Source organism: Megasphaera cerevisiae DSM 20462 (assembly GCF_001045675.1).
Lineage (GTDB): Bacteria > Bacillota > Negativicutes > Veillonellales > Megasphaeraceae > Megasphaera > Megasphaera cerevisiae.
This window is the reverse complement of the sequence record NZ_LEKT01000035.1, coordinates 16,948-32,909: the sequence shown is the minus strand read 5'-3', so window position 1 is coordinate 32,909 and position 15,962 is coordinate 16,948. Positions and strand designations below refer to the sequence as shown.

The 15,962-nt window shown below is 47.2% G+C and carries 15 protein-coding genes and 1 pseudogene; 13 read left to right on the top strand and 3 right to left on the bottom strand.

What is annotated here, in order from left to right; translation table 11 throughout:
- The 3 genes and pseudogenes from AB840_RS10265 to AB840_RS10255 all read left to right on the top strand — a co-directional run.
- Positions 1 to 1,108 (top strand): annotated as a pseudogene (locus AB840_RS10265) (hemagglutinin repeat-containing protein); the annotation flags it as partial.
- The gene (locus tag AB840_RS10260; protein ID WP_048514748.1) at positions 1,087 to 1,311 is read left to right on the top strand and encodes a hypothetical protein; all 225 of its coding nucleotides are present in this window, start codon (positions 1,087 to 1,089) and stop codon (positions 1,309 to 1,311) included. The pseudogene AB840_RS10265 and the gene AB840_RS10260, both read left to right, overlap by 22 nt.
- 15 nt (positions 1,312 to 1,326) lie before the next feature.
- Positions 1,327 to 1,848 carry a hemagglutinin repeat-containing protein gene (locus AB840_RS10255; RefSeq protein WP_048514747.1) on the top strand — a complete coding sequence of 174 codons (522 nt, stop codon included), beginning with the start codon at positions 1,327 to 1,329 and terminating at the stop codon, positions 1,846 to 1,848.
- Positions 1,849 to 1,982: 134 nt separating this feature from the next.
- Here the strand turns inward: AB840_RS10255 and tadA are convergent, their stop codons facing one another.
- Together tadA and AB840_RS10245 are read right to left on the bottom strand one after the other, a co-directional pair.
- Positions 1,983 to 2,438: a tRNA adenosine(34) deaminase TadA gene (tadA, locus tag AB840_RS10250; protein ID WP_048514755.1), complete on the bottom strand. Its 456-nt coding sequence runs from the start codon at positions 2,436 to 2,438 to the stop codon at positions 1,983 to 1,985.
- A 133-nt stretch (positions 2,439 to 2,571) separates the two neighbouring features.
- On the bottom strand, positions 2,572 to 3,105 hold the full coding sequence (locus AB840_RS10245) for a nitroreductase family protein (protein WP_048514746.1): 534 nt from the start codon (positions 3,103 to 3,105) through the stop codon (positions 2,572 to 2,574).
- A gap of 175 nt (positions 3,106 to 3,280) precedes the next feature.
- Between AB840_RS10245 and AB840_RS10240 the strand changes: the two genes are divergently transcribed.
- From AB840_RS10240 to AB840_RS10210, 7 genes are all read left to right on the top strand, one after another.
- A complete protein-coding gene (locus tag AB840_RS10240) occupies positions 3,281 to 3,946 on the top strand; it encodes a trimeric intracellular cation channel family protein (RefSeq protein WP_048514745.1) in 666 nt (221 codons plus the stop codon).
- Positions 3,947 to 4,038: 92 nt separating this feature from the next.
- On the top strand, positions 4,039 to 5,841 hold the full coding sequence (locus AB840_RS10235) for a DUF4127 family protein (protein WP_143742748.1): 1,803 nt from the start codon (positions 4,039 to 4,041) through the stop codon (positions 5,839 to 5,841).
- A 117-nt stretch (positions 5,842 to 5,958) separates the two neighbouring features.
- Positions 5,959 to 6,390 carry a hypothetical protein gene (locus AB840_RS10230; protein WP_048514743.1) on the top strand — a complete coding sequence of 144 codons (432 nt, stop codon included), beginning with the start codon at positions 5,959 to 5,961 and terminating at the stop codon, positions 6,388 to 6,390.
- A 64-nt stretch (positions 6,391 to 6,454) separates the two neighbouring features.
- A complete protein-coding gene (gene mltG, locus AB840_RS10225; protein WP_078791771.1) occupies positions 6,455 to 7,546 on the top strand; it encodes an endolytic transglycosylase MltG in 1,092 nt (363 codons plus the stop codon).
- Complete coding sequence (locus AB840_RS10220; RefSeq protein ID WP_234984911.1) at positions 7,543 to 8,142, top strand: O-methyltransferase; 600 nt, start codon at positions 7,543 to 7,545, stop codon at positions 8,140 to 8,142. The genes mltG and AB840_RS10220 overlap by 4 nt, the downstream gene beginning before the upstream one ends.
- Positions 8,142 to 9,374 carry a peptidase U32 family protein gene (locus AB840_RS10215; RefSeq protein WP_234984912.1) on the top strand — a complete coding sequence of 411 codons (1,233 nt, stop codon included), beginning with the start codon at positions 8,142 to 8,144 and terminating at the stop codon, positions 9,372 to 9,374. Before AB840_RS10220 ends, AB840_RS10215 begins: the two co-directional genes overlap by 1 nt.
- Positions 9,367 to 9,600 carry a DUF4911 domain-containing protein gene (locus AB840_RS10210; protein ID WP_048514742.1) on the top strand — a complete coding sequence of 78 codons (234 nt, stop codon included), beginning with the start codon at positions 9,367 to 9,369 and terminating at the stop codon, positions 9,598 to 9,600. The genes AB840_RS10215 and AB840_RS10210 overlap by 8 nt, the downstream gene beginning before the upstream one ends.
- Before the next feature lie 74 nt (positions 9,601 to 9,674).
- On the opposite strand, the gene AB840_RS10205 is transcribed toward AB840_RS10210, so the two are convergent.
- Complete coding sequence (locus AB840_RS10205) at positions 9,675 to 9,977, bottom strand: HigA family addiction module antitoxin (protein WP_048514741.1); 303 nt, start codon at positions 9,975 to 9,977, stop codon at positions 9,675 to 9,677.
- Between the two features lie 1,249 nt (positions 9,978 to 11,226).
- Here AB840_RS10205 and AB840_RS10195 point away from each other — a divergent pair.
- From AB840_RS10195 to AB840_RS10185, 3 genes are read left to right on the top strand one after another with little or no spacing between them, the layout of a single operon-like run.
- The gene (locus AB840_RS10195) at positions 11,227 to 12,384 is read left to right on the top strand and encodes a glucose-1-phosphate adenylyltransferase (protein ID WP_048514739.1); all 1,158 of its coding nucleotides are present in this window, start codon (positions 11,227 to 11,229) and stop codon (positions 12,382 to 12,384) included.
- Positions 12,381 to 13,496, top strand: a complete 1,116-nt coding sequence (glgD, locus tag AB840_RS10190; protein ID WP_072061821.1) for a glucose-1-phosphate adenylyltransferase subunit GlgD — start codon at positions 12,381 to 12,383, stop codon at positions 13,494 to 13,496. Before AB840_RS10195 ends, glgD begins: the two co-directional genes overlap by 4 nt.
- A gap of 19 nt (positions 13,497 to 13,515) precedes the next feature.
- On the top strand, positions 13,516 to 15,945 hold the full coding sequence (locus tag AB840_RS10185) for a glycogen/starch/alpha-glucan phosphorylase (RefSeq protein WP_048514738.1): 2,430 nt from the start codon (positions 13,516 to 13,518) through the stop codon (positions 15,943 to 15,945).
- Positions 15,946 to 15,962: the final 17 nt, after the last annotated feature.

Here is a 15,962-nt window from a genome sequence, read left to right as displayed (position 1 = left end):
AATGACCGGCGATACCCTTCTGAACAGCGCCGGCGCCCTCCTATACAGCGGCAATGCCATGACCCTGACCGCCAAAGGCACGATCCGCAACCGCGGCGCGAAGATCGAAAGCCTGGGAGACCTGGCGCTTAAGGCTGCCGCTGTGTATAATGAAAATGACGCCTTTTCTGCCAAGCGCGTCGGCAGTGACTGGGTGACGAATCCGGATAAAATCCGCATTGACCAGGCCGGCCATTCCGAACAAGGCCACGCCTTCGACAAAGACGAATTCTCCAATCTCACCAGCGGCTACGGCGCCTATCACCATGCCGGAGCCATGGAAATCTACGAACCGGCCTATGATATCGTCGAAGCGCCGGCACCGGGAGAACAGCCGGACCCGGCCCACCCCGCAGGCGCTAAGATTGCCAACTACGAATGGAATGACCCCATCTTTACGGCTTTGGGCGTCACGGCCATGACCACGGCCAGACCGACGGCAGCCGGCCAGGAGCAAACGGCCTGGGACACCCAGTTCAGCAGCAAGCTGGACGAACTGAATACCAAGATCACGGCCCATAATACAGAAGCCGAAGCGCACAATGCCAGCCTGGGGGCGATCGGCAGCCAGAAGATCGACAACTACACCATCATCCAGTCTCAATCCCAGACCTCGGAAGACAAAGTGCAGACGACCCATGCCGGCGTCATCCGCAGCGGCCGGGACATGACCATCGATGGGGACCTGGGCAATGAAAACAGCCAGATCACCGCCGGCGGAACGCTGACAGCCAAAAACGGTACTGTAAAAAACAGCGCCAGGGAAAACCAGAAACGGACCGTCACCTTCGGCACCACCCAGGGAAGCCATACGTATAAACGGGGCTGGCCGCACAAATCCAAACGCCGCGGCTATAAGGACAAACTGTTCATGACGCCGCAGCTTGCCCTGGACCATCCGTCGTCCTTAGGCGTAGGCGCCTATGAAGGCTCGTCCCAGACGAAGCCCGACAGTCAGGACATCACCCAGGTCAAACGGGACGAAACGAATAAATTCCTCGATCCCTTATATTGGAACCCAATGAATCGCCAAGTGTGTGGAGTGAAATGGAAGTACAACGGCGGCTGAATTGGGGTTATGTAAGAGCTAGTTGGAATAGAGAAAAATGCTGGAATGCTGAAAAAGATGGGCAGCAATTACTGGATGTATTAACAAAAATAGTGAATTGTTCTCTGTTTAAAACGAAAGATATATTAGAACTAGATTTCATGTTTCCTATCGAACAATATGTTAAACATATATATCCACTTAGTAGTCATACTATCGAATGAGTTTGTTTTGATAGTATGATTGGTTGCTATCAGTGTTATCTAGATATCTGCAGTGTTGTCCGTACAGCCCAGACATGGGACAACAAAACACTGCAGTCTCTGGAACTCTTTGAAGGAGGAAAAGATCTGCGCCAGGATATCATGGGTATGGGGAATGGAACTGCCCAGGGCGGCATCCACGTCGGACTGGGTTCCAGCTCGTTCAAACAGGAATACGGCACCGATACGAATACGTATGCCGGAGGCAGTCTGTCCAGCAGCGGCACCGTAACTATCCTCGCCGGAAGCAAGGACATGGCGAAAGGCAATATCCATGCCACAGGCGAAACGATACAAGGAAAAGACGTCACTCTGGGAGCGTCCCATAATATCATCCTGGATGCCGGTACGAATACGCAGACCGAAACGAACAACTATAGCAGTAAAAGCGCCTCTGTGGGCGTTACCTTTACGGGCGGCGCAATCAGCGGCGTAGACGCGTTGTTCTCTAACGAAAAGGACAGCTATATGAGTTCATACGGACATATATCCGGATGAGTGTAAGAGAATAAAATCGATCTTGTTTATTTGGCTGTACATTGTGGTGGTCTGCTGATCATTCGTTTTGCAATATACGATACCCCCATGCAGCAGTTTGTTCTGCATGGGGGTATCGTGCGTGCGGGATATTGTTATTTCTGTCGCCGGGACCGGAAAAAATCCGTCATAAGGCGGGCACATTCTTTCTCACGAATGCCCTGAGTGACGGCAGTACAGTGGTTAAGTGCCGGTGTATCGACGATTTGAAAAACCGAGCGGACGGCACCGGCTTTGGGATCGGCACAGCCGTATACAATGCGGTCCAGCCGACTGTTGACGATGGCTCCGGCACACATGGGACAAGGTTCGACGGTAACGTACAGCGTACAGCCTGTAAGACGCCAGCGACCTAGGGCGCGACAGGCTTTTTCGATGGCCAGCAGTTCTGCATGGGCGGTGGCACAGGGCAGGCTTTCGCGCAGATTATAGGCTCTGGCGATAGCTTTTTTTTCATAAATAATAACCGCGCCGATAGGAATTTCTCCGACAGCGTATGCTGTTGCAGCCTCTTCCAGCGCTTTTCCCATATAAAATTCATCTTTTGTCATGACTGTTTCCTCGATTTCTGTCGTTGCAGCATGATCATGCTGCATACGTCTTTATTTTACAGGATATGTTGGGCCTGTGCAATCGGTGAGCGTCAGAAACATAAGATGCCGGATAGAGTACCGGGTGTTGGCGCTACCATTTTTCGTATCGTACGATTTCCCGCAGTGCCTTCCTGGGTCTGGGAGAGGGGGCTTCATCTGCATAACCTAGTGTTATAATACCGCATACGTATTTATCTTTGGGAATCCCCAGTACAGGGCGTACGTCTTTTTGTTCAAACCAGCCAGTCCAGCAGGTTCCCAATCCTTGCTGCTGCGCTTCCAGCAGCAGATGACTGATGGCAATGGAGGTATCGCGAATGCATTGTTTGAGCTCGAATTCCGGGCTGTTTTCATCAAGCGAAAGGGATGCGTTCGGCATACGGCATCTGATATCGGTGACACATACGATGAATACGGGGGCTGTATTCATCCAGGCCTGCTGATGATTGGCAGCGGCCAACTGCCGTTTGGTTTCGTCCGACGTTACAATAATGAATGTCCAAGGCTGTGTGTTGCTGCCGGAGGGGGCCAGACGGGCGCTTTCCAATATGGCGGTGAGTTTTTCGTTTTCGATTTTTGTGTTTTGGTATTTACGGACACTGCGTCTGTTTTCTATTTGTTCCAAGTGAATCAACTCCTTTTCTTTTAGTATACGGCATCTGTCAATTTTTTCTATGGTTGTCGGAAAAGAAAGATTGGCATTTTGCATATTGAAAGCAGGTACGGTATTATATAAAGAATAGCAGCATACCGCTGCTGATTTATCAAGAGGGACAGAAAAAGGGGGACATATTGGGGATATGCAATCATTATGGTGGCAGATTTTTGATGTATTGGGGACAGTGGCGTTTGCTTTATCCGGGGTTCTCGTCGCTATTTCACGACGTATGGACATATTTGGGGTGTTTGTCCTGTCAGCGGCAACGGCAGTCGGCGGAGGGATTATTCGGGACATTATATTGGGCGAAATTCCGCCGTCGGCCTTTCGGACAAGTATGTATTTTTGGCTTATTATTTCGACACTGTGCCTGGCCAGTATCAGTGTTCGTTACATCAACAGCGGAAAGTGGCAGCATATGATGCGGTATTCTATTCATTTTTATCTGATCTGTGATGCTGTCGGTTTAGGTTCCTTTACGGTGACGGGGACACTGCTGGGATGCTATCTATATCCGCAGTATTGGACGCTGGCCATTACGCTAGGGGTATTGACCGCTGTTGGCGGAGGCGTTATACGTGACGTGTTGGCCGGACGCATACCCGGTGTGTTCAAAAAAGATATTTATGCTACGGCGTCTTTGAGCGGTGCTGTCGTATTGTACCTATTATTTATTTCGTTGGAAATGTCTTTGAATGCGGCTGCTGTTATTGGTTTTATCTTTACGGTTGCGATCCGCCTGGTAGCAGTTTTCTTTCATTTGAATCTGCCCCGGGTCAAACGAAAAAGACGCGAGCAGTTTTTCTAAATTCCTTTTTTGTGGAAAATTTGTTATAATCAATACTAGCAATTATTCTTTAGGGAGTGGTAGTATTGAAAATATTACGAAACATAGTGGGAATGCTTGTTGTGTCTGCGCTGACCTGCATCGGGCCGTCAGCACTGGCCAAAACGATTTTGTATGTGCCGCAGGATAATCGTCCCGTCGATTTTGCCTATACGGTGGGGACGGCGCAGGATGCGGGATATACGGTCATTACGCCGCCGGAAAAAATTTTGTCCGGGGCACAGTTTCAGGGCTCGCCGGATAAGCTGGCCGAATGGGTCGCTAATAATGCCGGTCAGGCAGATGCAATGGTGCTATCTGTCGATTCCTTGGTCTATGGCGGACTTGTCGATTCTAGAAAACATAATTTGAGTATGGATACGCTGGTACAACGCTTGAAACGGGTAGAGGAACTTCATCAAAAGTATAAAAATATTCCTATTTACGCGTTTAGTACGGTTATGCGCAGTCCCTGGGCCGGCGGCAAGGGCGTGGAACCGGATTATTATCTGACCTTTGGAACCGATATGTATCAGCTGGCATCATTGCAGGCCAAAATGGATACGGAACGATTGAATCCGCAGGAACGGGATAATTGGTTTGCCATTATGCGGCGTGTTCCTATGGAGTATCTGCAGGATTGGTATAACCGCCGTCATAAAAATATGATGATCAATTACCGGCTGATTCAGGATGCAAAGAATGGCACTTTTAAATATTTTAGTCTTGGTCATGATGATAATTCTGTCAATACCCAGTCGTCACTGGAATCGAAATATCTGGAAATGTCCGGCGCCGAAATTCCTAAAACGGTATTTGGCTCCTTTCCCGGAGCGGACCAATTGGGGCTGCTTCTTATTACAAGAGCCAGTAATGATTTTAATAATTACCATCCTAAGGTCACGATTATATATCCCTTAGGCGGCGGTGAAAAAACGGTTCCCAGCTACGACGGACAAGCTGTTGGGAAGACCATTGCGGCGCATGTAGAGGCTATTGGCGGTACGATTACAAATACAGAGAGACCTGATTTGCTGTTGGCTGTCAATACCCCGCTTACGACTTCTACCAGCGAATCTGGGAATTTTGAAAATTTTCCCATCATGCTTCAATCCACGCAGGAGTTTTTGACACAGATTGAAAAGGCTGTCAACGATGGCATTCCCGTGAGTATTGTTGATATGGCTTTTTCCAACGGCTCGGATAATACGCTGGTCTATGGTTTGTACCGGGACAAGATGTTGTATCGTCTGGCTGCATATAACGGCTGGAACACGGCCAGCAATTCTGTCGGATACGGTATTTCACAAGGCGTGTTGTCTAAATATATGACGGCAGACGCCCATGCCAATATGCTGACGACGCAGTATTTGGATAACTGGGCGTATCAGGCTAATGTACGTGACTATATTTATCGTATGCAGCAGAAGATCGAAGCCGGTACGGTGAAAAAATATTATCCTACCGTCATGACTGAATTACAGAGCCGTACAAAGGAACAAATTCAGCGATACGCAGCTACCTATTTGGGTGTCAATCCTAAAACTGTCAATGTAACCCTGCCTTGGAACCGTCTTTTTGAAGTATATGTGGATGTTCGTCCGACAGCAGATGTTTCTCTGGAGTCGGATGTCCGGCAGAAAATAAAAAATAAAGAACTCAAACGTCTGGCTGCGCAGGTGGAAGAGGCGCAAAAGAATTTTGATGAGGCTAAAAAGAAGGCTAAGGACGGCAATATAGATCCCGATACGGCACAGCAGCTGCAGAATGCTATCCAAGCAGCAACAGATCAGTATAACGCGGAGCAGCAGGCTCAGGATCTGAGCAGAAAAGAGGAAATGGCACAGCAAAACAGGACGTGGGCACCGGGAAAGTAGTATATATTTTTTCATATCGTGACGTTTGTGTGACAAAGCTGTAACATTTTTAATGTATACTGATGGTATTCTCAATAGAGATGATATATTGTACAACAAAGAAGGAGATGGGTATATATGAAATGGAATGAATTGCTGCATAAAAAGATGATATCAGCTGCTGTATTAGGTGCTGTTGTTTGTATCGCATCTGCTCCATATACGATGGTATCCGCACAGGATGCAGAAGCAATGCCGCCGATGCCGCCGATGGAAGTGCAGGGGCCGCAGCCGGGATTTGGCCCCGGACATGGGAAATTTGCTTTTTCCCACCGTATTCAGCAGATGGTACGGGATGGAAAAATCACGGACGATCAGGCCACGAAGCTTATGGATGCCATGAAGAAATTCCATAAAAGACAGATGAGAGAACACCGGGAATTTATGGATTCACTGCCGGATAAGACCGGCATTTCAGAGGATACGCTGAAGGAAATTTTTGTCCGTCCGCAAAGACCGCCTATGCCTCCTCAGGATCGCCACGATCACGATCATGATGGAGATAACTAAGCGTGACCAGCCAGTCTTATGCAGAAATTTGGCAATTTGACTTTAATATTGTATAATATGGCGTATGGATACGAATAAAAGATTTTTAAAAAAGATAGAAAAGAAAATAGAAGACGAAGTCAAAGAAGTACATGATGAAGCAGTGTCTGCCAGCAAACGAAGTATATTTGTTGGCAGTGCTGTTTTTTGTGTGCTTTTTTTAGTTATTGCAGGCGGGCTGGCAGGGTACTATGGACCTAATATACTGCTGCCCCGCAAAAGCGGGTATGTGCATGTGCTCAGCAATATGACGGCTGCAGATGTGGCTGAAGAAATGCATGAGGGCGGGTATATTTCCAGTCCCTTGTGGTTTCGGATTGCGGCTGGTGTGACCGGTCAGGCTGAAAACTTGAAAGAAGGAGAATATACGATCAATTCTTCGATGAGCCTTCAGACTATTTTGGGAAAGCTGACCAGCGGAAAATCGGAGGCTGCACGGCTGGTCATTCCAGAGGGCTATACGGTACGTCAGATTGCGCAGGCAGTGGCTAAACTGGGCGGGAATGTGACGGAGGAGGATTTTTTGGCAGCGGCAAAGGGCAGTGATGATTTATACCCGTATATGAAGGGAAATCGCACGGTCACCTTTCCGACTGAGGGATTTCTCTTCCCCGATACCTATTTCATTCCCAATAATGCGTCTGCCGAAGATATTATCAAAATGATGCTGAAAAATTTTGATGATCACCTGACCGGTGATATGAAAAAAGAAATTTCTCAACATAATTTGTCGATATATCAATTTGTCACGATGGCCTCCCTGGTAGAAAAAGAAGCAAAATATGAAAAAGACAGGCCGCTTATTGCCTCTGTGTTTTTCAACCGGCTGCGCATACACATGAAGCTGCAGTCCGATGCGTCTGTCTCTTATGCCATGGGTTCTCATAAAGCCGCGTACAGCATTGCAGAAACGCAATATGACTCACCGTATAACACGTATATGTATGAAGGTCTGCCGCCAGGTCCCATAGGTAATCCCGGCATGGAATCCATGAAGGCGATTATTACGGTGCCGGATACATCGTACTTGTATTTTGTTGCTGATGCGAACGGGCATAATTATTTTTCCATGACCTATGACGGACATATGGATAATGTACAGGAGCATATGCCGTGAACCGTTTGTGGCGTGATATGGAGCAGTATGCCCGGGAGCATGAACTGCCTATTCTGCGTGGCGCAGAGCTGCCCTTGTTCCGAAATATTCTGGCGGCTGCCCGGCCCAGACATGTTTTGGAGATCGGCACTTGTATTGGGTATTCAGCTTTGCAGATGGCACCGTATCTGCGGGAGGGCGGTATGATCACTACGCTGGAGCTGGATGCGGAGCGGGCCATGACTGCCCGACAGTTTATTGACCAGTCCCAGTACAGCCGCGCTGTCACGGTCATAAACGGAGATGGCACAGCGCTCCTTGATAGACTGGAAGGGCCATGGGACTTTGTCTTTTTGGATGGACCCAAGGGACAGTATCCGCGTCAAATCAAAAAAATTATTCCCAAGCTGCTTCCCCAGGCGATTATTGTGGCAGATAATATGCGGTACCATGATATGATCTATATTCAAGGGGCGGTTCCGCACAAACACCGTACGGCCGTCGCCCGGCTTCACGAGTTTTTAGGTATTATGAATGATGACTCGCTGTTTGAAACTGTTTTTTTTGAAAATGGGGACGGGATGACCGTATCCCGGTGGAAAGGATATATGAAATAATGCATAAAATGGAATTGCTGGCTCCAGCCGGCAGTATGGATAAACTGAAAATGGCCTTGCTGTATGGCGCCGATGCCGTGTATTTAGGTGGAAAATCATTTGGATTACGGGCCTTCAGTGATAATTTTTCTCTTGAAGAAATGAAAGAAGCTGTTTCCTATGCACATTCTTTGGGAAAACACATCTATGTGACCGTCAACATTTTTCCCCATAATGCGGATTTGCAGGGCCTGCCAGCGTATTTGCAATCTCTGGCAGCTATTCCGGTTGATGCTATACTTATTGCGGACCCGGGTATTTTCAGTATGGCCCGGCAGCTGGTGCCGGAGCTGCCCATCCATATTTCGACGCAGGCCAATACGACTAACTGGGCATCTGTCAAATTCTGGCATGATAACGGGGCGAAACGGGTCGTCATGGCCCGGGAAGTGAGCCTGAAGGATGTACAGGAAATTCATGACAAGGTGCCTGTGGAATTGGAAGGCTTTGTCCATGGCGCAATGTGTATTTCCTATTCCGGACGATGTCTGCTGAGCAACTATTTTACTCAGAACCGGGATTCCAACAGGGGGCAGTGTGTGCAGTGCTGCCGGTTTAAATACAATATTGTCGAGGAAAAGAGGCCGGGACAGTATTTTCCCGTTGTCGAGGATGAACGGGGAACTTATATTTTTAATTCCAAGGATCTGTGTTTGCTGCCGTATCTGCCGGAGTTATATGCGTCGGGCTTATGCAGTCTGAAAATTGAAGGACGGATGAAAAGCATCCATTATGTCGCAACGGTTGTCAAGGTTTACCGTCAGGCGCTGGATGCCTATGAAGTCGATCCGGAGCACTTTACGGTACTTCCTGAATGGCTGGAGGAATTGGAGAAAATTTCGCACCGGCCATATACGCGCGGTTTTTCCGTGTCCCGGCCAACAGAGGTGGATCAGGTATACAGTCATGCCAGCAATACGCAGACCTACGAATTCATCGGTGTGGTCCGGTCTTACGATGCGGCCCGGCATATTGCATGGATTGAACAGCGCAATCATTTCAAGGTAGGACAGGCCGTGGAATTTCTGCAGCCGCAGGGACACTTGGTGCGTCATGTCATTACGTATTTGACTGACGAAAAGGGCACAGAGATCACGACGGCTCCCCACCCCCGGCAGCTTGTGGGTCTATATCTGGATACGCCGCTGGAACCGTGGTCTATGATGCGCAGAAAGGCGGCGGCGCATGCTTGACGCGGATTGGGTGTATTTCAGGATTCCCCCTGAAAAAATGACCTTCGTTACACGAATATTGGAGGGAGCCGAATATGTGGGGGCTGTCACGGCTCTGGACGGAAAAAAAGGAATCGGGTTTGTCCGGTCGACGCCGGACACGGCGGCCGCGGCTCGGGAACTTCTTTTGTCTCTGCCTTTTGAGACGGAGATCCTGACGTATGACGATGCGCTTCGTTATGAATAACATATTAATGATATGTATTGCATGTATAAATGAAAGCATCGGCATGTCTCTCTCAGACATGCCGATGCTTTCATTTATTCCAGTCCATATTCCTCAGTAGTAAATTTATCCAAGGCGTCTTCATACCGGCGCTGTATTTCGATCCAGTTATCAAGAGGCGTATCTGTTACTCTGGACAATTTTCGCATCATATCACGGGATAAGCCGGCCTCCCCATGGAGAATGCGCTGCAGCGCCGCGGGAGTTATTTCTAATCTTTGGGCCAATTCTTCTGTGCTGATATCTGTATGCGCTATATACTCTTCAATGGCCTTGCCCGGATGCATCGACTCTAATTCTTTTCTGGTAAGCAGCCGTTTTCTGGTTTCTTTTGTCATGATAAATGATCTCCTTTCAATATACAGTAATAACATAATGTGTTACAATAGCAGCGTAATCAGTTTTGATCGAAGTGGTTACGCTTTTCCCGTTACTGGTAGGGGCCAGTAATGGGATTCTTTATTTATTGCCTGTAATAAGTTCAAAATAGAGATATAAATCCAGCAGTACAACCTATTCACATGATAGGATGCTGTGTCAAGCTCGCAACTGATTCTTCTGGTGCATGTTGTGATAATACGATCTTGGAGATGTTCGTTTTTCGATTGATTTATGTTCTGTCGGTTTTAATCTTGCAGTAGTGACAAGCTGATTTTTTGAAAAGAGGAGTGTTTCATCGGCTGAGGGTATTATCAGCGCCGCAGCCTATATTTTATGACCTAATTATACATCTTTATTTTCTATTACGTAACATAATAAGACATAATGTTTTGAGAAGTTGCATAATAGATATAAAGGCTTGCATGCTTTGCCCAGGTCCTATCGCGTTAAATTGCATGCGCGTAAAATAAAAAAATAAATTAATAATGTAATAAAAATGACTTTCAGACAAATGCCTGAAGGTCATTTTTATGTAGCGCATTCTTCTTGCGGCGGTATTTTGCGATGAGGGTACTGTTGGCCGGGATGCGGTGGCGTATCCGGCACGTCGGCAAAACTGGAAAATAATCCCATTATAAATATCGCCGGCACCCGTACTGTGATTCTTTTTTTTCAATGACCTTGTCATCCCGATCATCTTTTTTGGGGGGAAATATGTAGCATAGAGATCACACTTGTTGATGGGGATATCATGTGTAGCATAGCCGGATACATCGGAAGTTCACAAAATCAGAACCATACACTGTCACTGTGAAAAATCTGTAACATTTCGGCGGATCCCGGATGCCATGGAGATGGCAGGCCTATCTGCAGCAATATAGTATGCTGACATCTTGTGTACATGTTGGGACAGACAACAGCTTCGTCAAAAATTGTTGAATTTATTCAGACAAATTAGGTAAACGCAAAGTAACGTACTGGTAAAATGTGCAAAGTATTTTCTAAAAAATGGTCCGTACCGCAGGATTTCCTCTTAAATTTTCTGAGAAATTAGTATATAATTACTATATACAATTTATTCATAGTATGAGTAAGAATGGACGGAAAAAAATGCAAAGAAAATCCAACGTATATTGTATTATCATCAGGGACATACATATGTATCGTTGATTTTTCGGATTTTCTTTAACGTGAGGAGGAAAATACATGAGAAAATCCAATTGTCTGGCAATGATTCTTGCCGGCGGCAAGGGGAGCCGATTAGGTGTTCTGACTAAAGATCAGGCCAAGCCGGGACTGTTATTCGGGGGGAAGTACCGTATTATTGATTTCCCTCTTAGCAACTGCCGCCATTCCGGTATCGGGACTGTTGGTATTTTAACGCAGTATCAGCCGTTGGAATTGAACTGGTATGTAGGCAACGGGAGTTCATGGGATTTGGATTCGGATACGGGAGGCACCTTCGTGCTGCCGCCGTATACGAGTGATGCTGGGACCAATTGGTACCGCGGTACGGCTGACGCGATCTACCAGAATCTGAATTTCGTCGATATGGTCGGAGATGATTATGTTCTCATTTTATCGGGCGATCATATTTATTCGATGGATTATTCCAAGATGCTGGCGTTTCACAAAAAGCATGGCGCCCAGGTCACGATCGGGACGATTCGCGTGCCTTGGGATGAAGCGAGCCGTTTTGGGATCATGGTAGCAGACGATACGATGCGCATTAATAAGTTTCAGGAAAAACCGGTCAAGCCGGAAAGTAATCTGGCATCTATGGGAATTTATATTTTCAATCGCAGCGTACTGGAAAAATATTTAAAAGCAGATGCAAAAAATGAAAAGTCCGATCATGATTTTGGTAAGAATGTAATTCCATCCATGCTGGCAGATCAGGTTCCCTTGTATGCTTATCCCTTTGAAGGGTATTGGAAGGATGTCGGGACTATTGAGAGCCTATGGCAGGCCAATATGGATCTCATTGCCGATGATCCGCCGCTGGATCTGAGCGATCAGAAATGGCGCATTTATTCGGGAAATCAGAATATGCCGCCACATTTTATCGGACCGGACGGCAGTGCCAAGAGTTCTTTGATTGCTGAAGGCTCCGCTATATTGGGGACGGTTGTCAATTCGGTGATTTTCTATGACGTTATCATCGAAAAAGGAGCGAAGGTCGTTAATTCTGTGATTATGCCGGGAACAGTAATCAAGGCGAATGCGGTTGTCGATAAGGCTATTATCGGAGAGCGATGCATTATTCATGAAAATGTTGTCGTACATAATGAAGACGGATCTGTTGCCGTATTGGGAAGAAAAGAAACAAAACGGGCTGCCGGGAAAGGAAGGGGATCAGTATGAGCAGTGATATCATCGGATTAGTAAATCTCAGAGAAGACAACCCGCTTCGCGAATTGAATGATAGACGGCCGTTGGCTACGATACCTGTAGGCGGAAAATTCCGTCTTATTGATTTTACCTTGTCGAATATGGTCAACGCTGGTATTGCCAACGTAGGCCTCCTGCTATCGCCGCAGTCGCGATCCGTACTGGATCATATCCGGTCAGGCAAGGAGTGGGGCCTGGCCCGTAAAGGCGACGGACTGTTTTATATGCCGGAGGATTTGGAGGATATTCAGCATCCGGTAGAAGGCGATATTTCTTCCTACTATAAAAATCTTCTTTTTGTTAAACGGGGTAATAAGCGTTATGTCCTGCTGACCGGCTGCGATACCGTTCAAAATATTGATTATGATGAGGTTCTTCATTTTCACCGTCACCATAATGCCGATGCCACCATGATTTATCAAAAGCAGAAATATGCTTTCGGCAGAGAAGGCTATGCGCTGATCGTTGATGAGCAGAACCGGGTTATCGGAATCGATGCCAAACCGGAAATACAGGCTGGTGAAAATCTGTATCAGCGGGGCATTATCATTGAAGGTGAAGTGTTCCAGCATTGTATCCGTCGGGCGTATGCAAAAGGCTATACGCACCTCGTTACGGATGTACTGAAGCGAAATGTGGACCGCCTGCGTATTTTTGGGTATAATTATCAGGGATACGCAAAACGCATTGATTCTGTCAACGCGTATTTTCAAGTCAATATGGATCTGCTGGACATGCAGGTATGGCGTGATTTGTTCTTTAAGGACAAACAGCATCATATCTATACGAAAATCAAGGATGAGGCTCCGGCCAAATACATGGAAGAAGCGCATATCCATAATTCTCTCGTGGCCAACGGCTGTATTATCGAAGGTCATGTGGAAAATTCTATCCTGTTCCGCAAGGTACGGGTAGGTAAAAATGCTGTGATCCGCAACAGCATTATTATGCAGCGGACCGTGGTCGGTGACGATGCGCAGCTTGATTATGTGGCTTGTGACAAAAATACTGTCATTCAGCCGGAGGCTGTGTTATCCGGCACAAAGGAAAACCCATTGTGCATTGGGAAATGCAGCGTTATTTAAAGAGGGGTATAAAACAACGATGAAAACATGGCAGGATAAGGAAGAATTCAAAAAAATATTTACCGAAAAAGCCCATGTGTTATGGGAAAAAGATTTGCAGGATATGACGCTGAATGAAGTATATCAGACCGTTGCGTACATGGTGCGTGATCTGGTAAGTCAGGAATGGATCCGTACAAACAAAGTGTATGCTGAAAAAAAGGTAAAACAGGTTTATTATTTTTCTATTGAATTTTTGCTTGGCAGACTGCTGGAATCAAACCTCATCGGTATTGGCATGGAAAAAGTATGCAGGGATGGCTTGCAGGACCTGGGATGGGATCTGGAAGATATCATTCCGCAGGAACGGGATCCGGGGCTGGGAAACGGCGGTTTAGGACGGCTGGCAGCCTGCTTTATTGATTCATTGGCAGCGCTGCATCTGCCAGGACACGGTTGCAGCATTCGGTATCAATATGGCCTTTTCAATCAGAGAATTGTCGATGACCAGCAGGTAGAACTGCCGGATAATTGGTTGGTCAACGGCTATCCTTGGGAAGTCAAAAAAGTAGATAAGGCCGTCAACGTTCATTTCGGCGGCAATGCCTATATGCGTCCTACAGAAGATGGTGACCTGGAATGCGTATATGAAAAATATTCCTCCGTACGTGCGGTTCCCTATGATGTGCCTGTTATTGGATATCACAATAACACGGTCAATACGCTGCGTCTGTGGCGGGCTGAATATTCCAGGGAGGATATGTATCGTGAATTGACTCTCGGTGACCGGCATCGGGCTTTCCTGTACAAGGAGAACGTGCAGCTTATTTCCCGCTTTCTGTACCCGGAGGACAGCAGGGAGGACGGACGCCGGCTGCGGCTGATGCAGGAATATTTCATGGTTTCTGCCGGGCTGCAGAGCATTGTCCGCCATTATAAGAAAAAATACCGCAAGAGTATGTACCGTTTTGACCAGTATATCAATATTCACATCAATGACACGCATCCGGCGCTGGTCGTTCCTGAATTGATGCGCATCCTTATGGATGAAGAGGGGATATCGTGGGAAGCGGCGTGGAACGTTACGGTACGCACCGTAGGATATACCAATCACACGATTTTGCCGGAGGCGATGGAGCGCTGGTCCATTCCTATGTTCCAGTCTTTGCTGCCCCGGATCTACTTGATCGTAGAAGAAATAAACAACCGCTGGCTGCAGGAAGTGCGTGCACTCTACCCCGAGGATGAAGCCAGGGCGCGGGATGTGGCAGTCCTGTGGGATGGGCAGGTGCATATGGCCCATCTAGCTGTACTGGGCAGCCACAGCATCAACGGCGTGGCTGAAATACATTCACAGATTTTGCGGGATTCGACGCTGCATCAGTTTTATACATGCTTTCCTGACCGGTTTTCCAATAAGACCAACGGTATTTCGCATCGGCGCTGGCTCATTCAGTCCAATCCGCAGCTGGCATCTCTCATTGATGATACAATCGGCGACGCCTGGCGGCTTGACGCGGCCAAGCTGGTTGATCTGGAACCGTTTACCGGAGATGCCGCGTTTCTGCAGCAGCTGGGTGAAGTGAAACGGGCCCGCAAGGATATTATGGCAACGTATATTAAGCAGAAATACAATGTCACCGTTCCTGCCGACTCTATTTTTGATATACAAATCAAGCGGATTCATCTGTATAAACGGCAGCTGTTAAACATCCTCCATATTCTGCACCTGTACTACTTGCTGAAGACCAATCCGAAAATGCGCATTACGCCGCGAACCTTTCTGTTCGGCGGCAAGGCGGCAGCCGGCTATGGAGAAGCAAAGCAGACTATCAAGCTGATCAACGTTGTGGCCGGCATGGTCAATCGGGACCGCCGCGTCAGCCGGCAGATGCATGTCCTGTTTTTGGAAAATTATAATGTATCTCTGGGACAAATCCTGTTTCCGGCGGCGGATGTAAGTGAGCAGATTTCTACTGCCGGCAAGGAAGCATCCGGTACGGGAAATATGAAATTTATGATGAATGGTGCCGTTACGATGGGAACGATGGATGGCGCCAATGTGGAAATCCACCGTGAAGTCGGCGACGATAACTGCGTCATCTTTGGACTGCGGGCAGATGAGGTCATGGATTACTACGTCAACGGCGGATATTCCTCCTGGAACATGTACAGCTCAGATTCCCATATTCGTCATCTCATGAATTCTCTCGTCGACGGTTCCATTGGCGGTGAATCGTTTGGTATGCTTTATGAATCACTGCTGGACCGCAACGATGAATATTTTGTGTTAAAGGATTTTGCTGCCTACTGTGATGCACAGAAGGAAATTTCCGAACGGTACAATGAAAGAAAAAAATGGCTTCATTCCAGTGCGGTCAATATTGCGCATTCAGGATATTTTTCAAGTGACCGGACGATTCAGCAGTATGCATCTGATATTTGGCATATTAAGCCAGTCAAAATTTGAAATAGTCAGGGGGAATT

What these genes read in the sequence shown, in the direction of transcription:
- AB840_RS10260 (WP_048514748.1), top strand. Translation starts at nt 1,087, where the DNA reads ATGGAAGTACAACGGCGGCTGAATTGGGGTTATGTAAGAGCTAGTTGG.
- AB840_RS10255 (WP_048514747.1), top strand. Translation starts at nt 1,327, where the DNA reads ATGATTGGTTGCTATCAGTGTTATCTAGATATCTGCAGTGTTGTCCGT.
- tadA (WP_048514755.1), bottom strand. Translation starts at nt 2,438, where the DNA reads ATGACAAAAGATGAATTTTATATGGGAAAAGCGCTGGAAGAGGCTGCA.
- AB840_RS10240 (WP_048514745.1), top strand. Translation starts at nt 3,281, where the DNA reads ATGCAATCATTATGGTGGCAGATTTTTGATGTATTGGGGACAGTGGCG.
- AB840_RS10235 (WP_143742748.1), top strand. Translation starts at nt 4,039, where the DNA reads ATGCTTGTTGTGTCTGCGCTGACCTGCATCGGGCCGTCAGCACTGGCC.
- AB840_RS10230 (WP_048514743.1), top strand. Translation starts at nt 5,959, where the DNA reads ATGAAATGGAATGAATTGCTGCATAAAAAGATGATATCAGCTGCTGTA.
- mltG (WP_078791771.1), top strand. Translation starts at nt 6,455, where the DNA reads ATGGATACGAATAAAAGATTTTTAAAAAAGATAGAAAAGAAAATAGAA.
- AB840_RS10215 (WP_234984912.1), top strand. Translation starts at nt 8,142, where the DNA reads ATGCATAAAATGGAATTGCTGGCTCCAGCCGGCAGTATGGATAAACTG.
- AB840_RS10210 (WP_048514742.1), top strand. Translation starts at nt 9,367, where the DNA reads ATGCTTGACGCGGATTGGGTGTATTTCAGGATTCCCCCTGAAAAAATG.
- AB840_RS10205 (WP_048514741.1), bottom strand. Translation starts at nt 9,977, where the DNA reads ATGACAAAAGAAACCAGAAAACGGCTGCTTACCAGAAAAGAATTAGAG.
- AB840_RS10195 (WP_048514739.1), top strand. Translation starts at nt 11,227, where the DNA reads ATGAGAAAATCCAATTGTCTGGCAATGATTCTTGCCGGCGGCAAGGGG.
- glgD (WP_072061821.1), top strand. Translation starts at nt 12,381, where the DNA reads ATGAGCAGTGATATCATCGGATTAGTAAATCTCAGAGAAGACAACCCG.
- AB840_RS10185 (WP_048514738.1), top strand. Translation starts at nt 13,516, where the DNA reads ATGAAAACATGGCAGGATAAGGAAGAATTCAAAAAAATATTTACCGAA.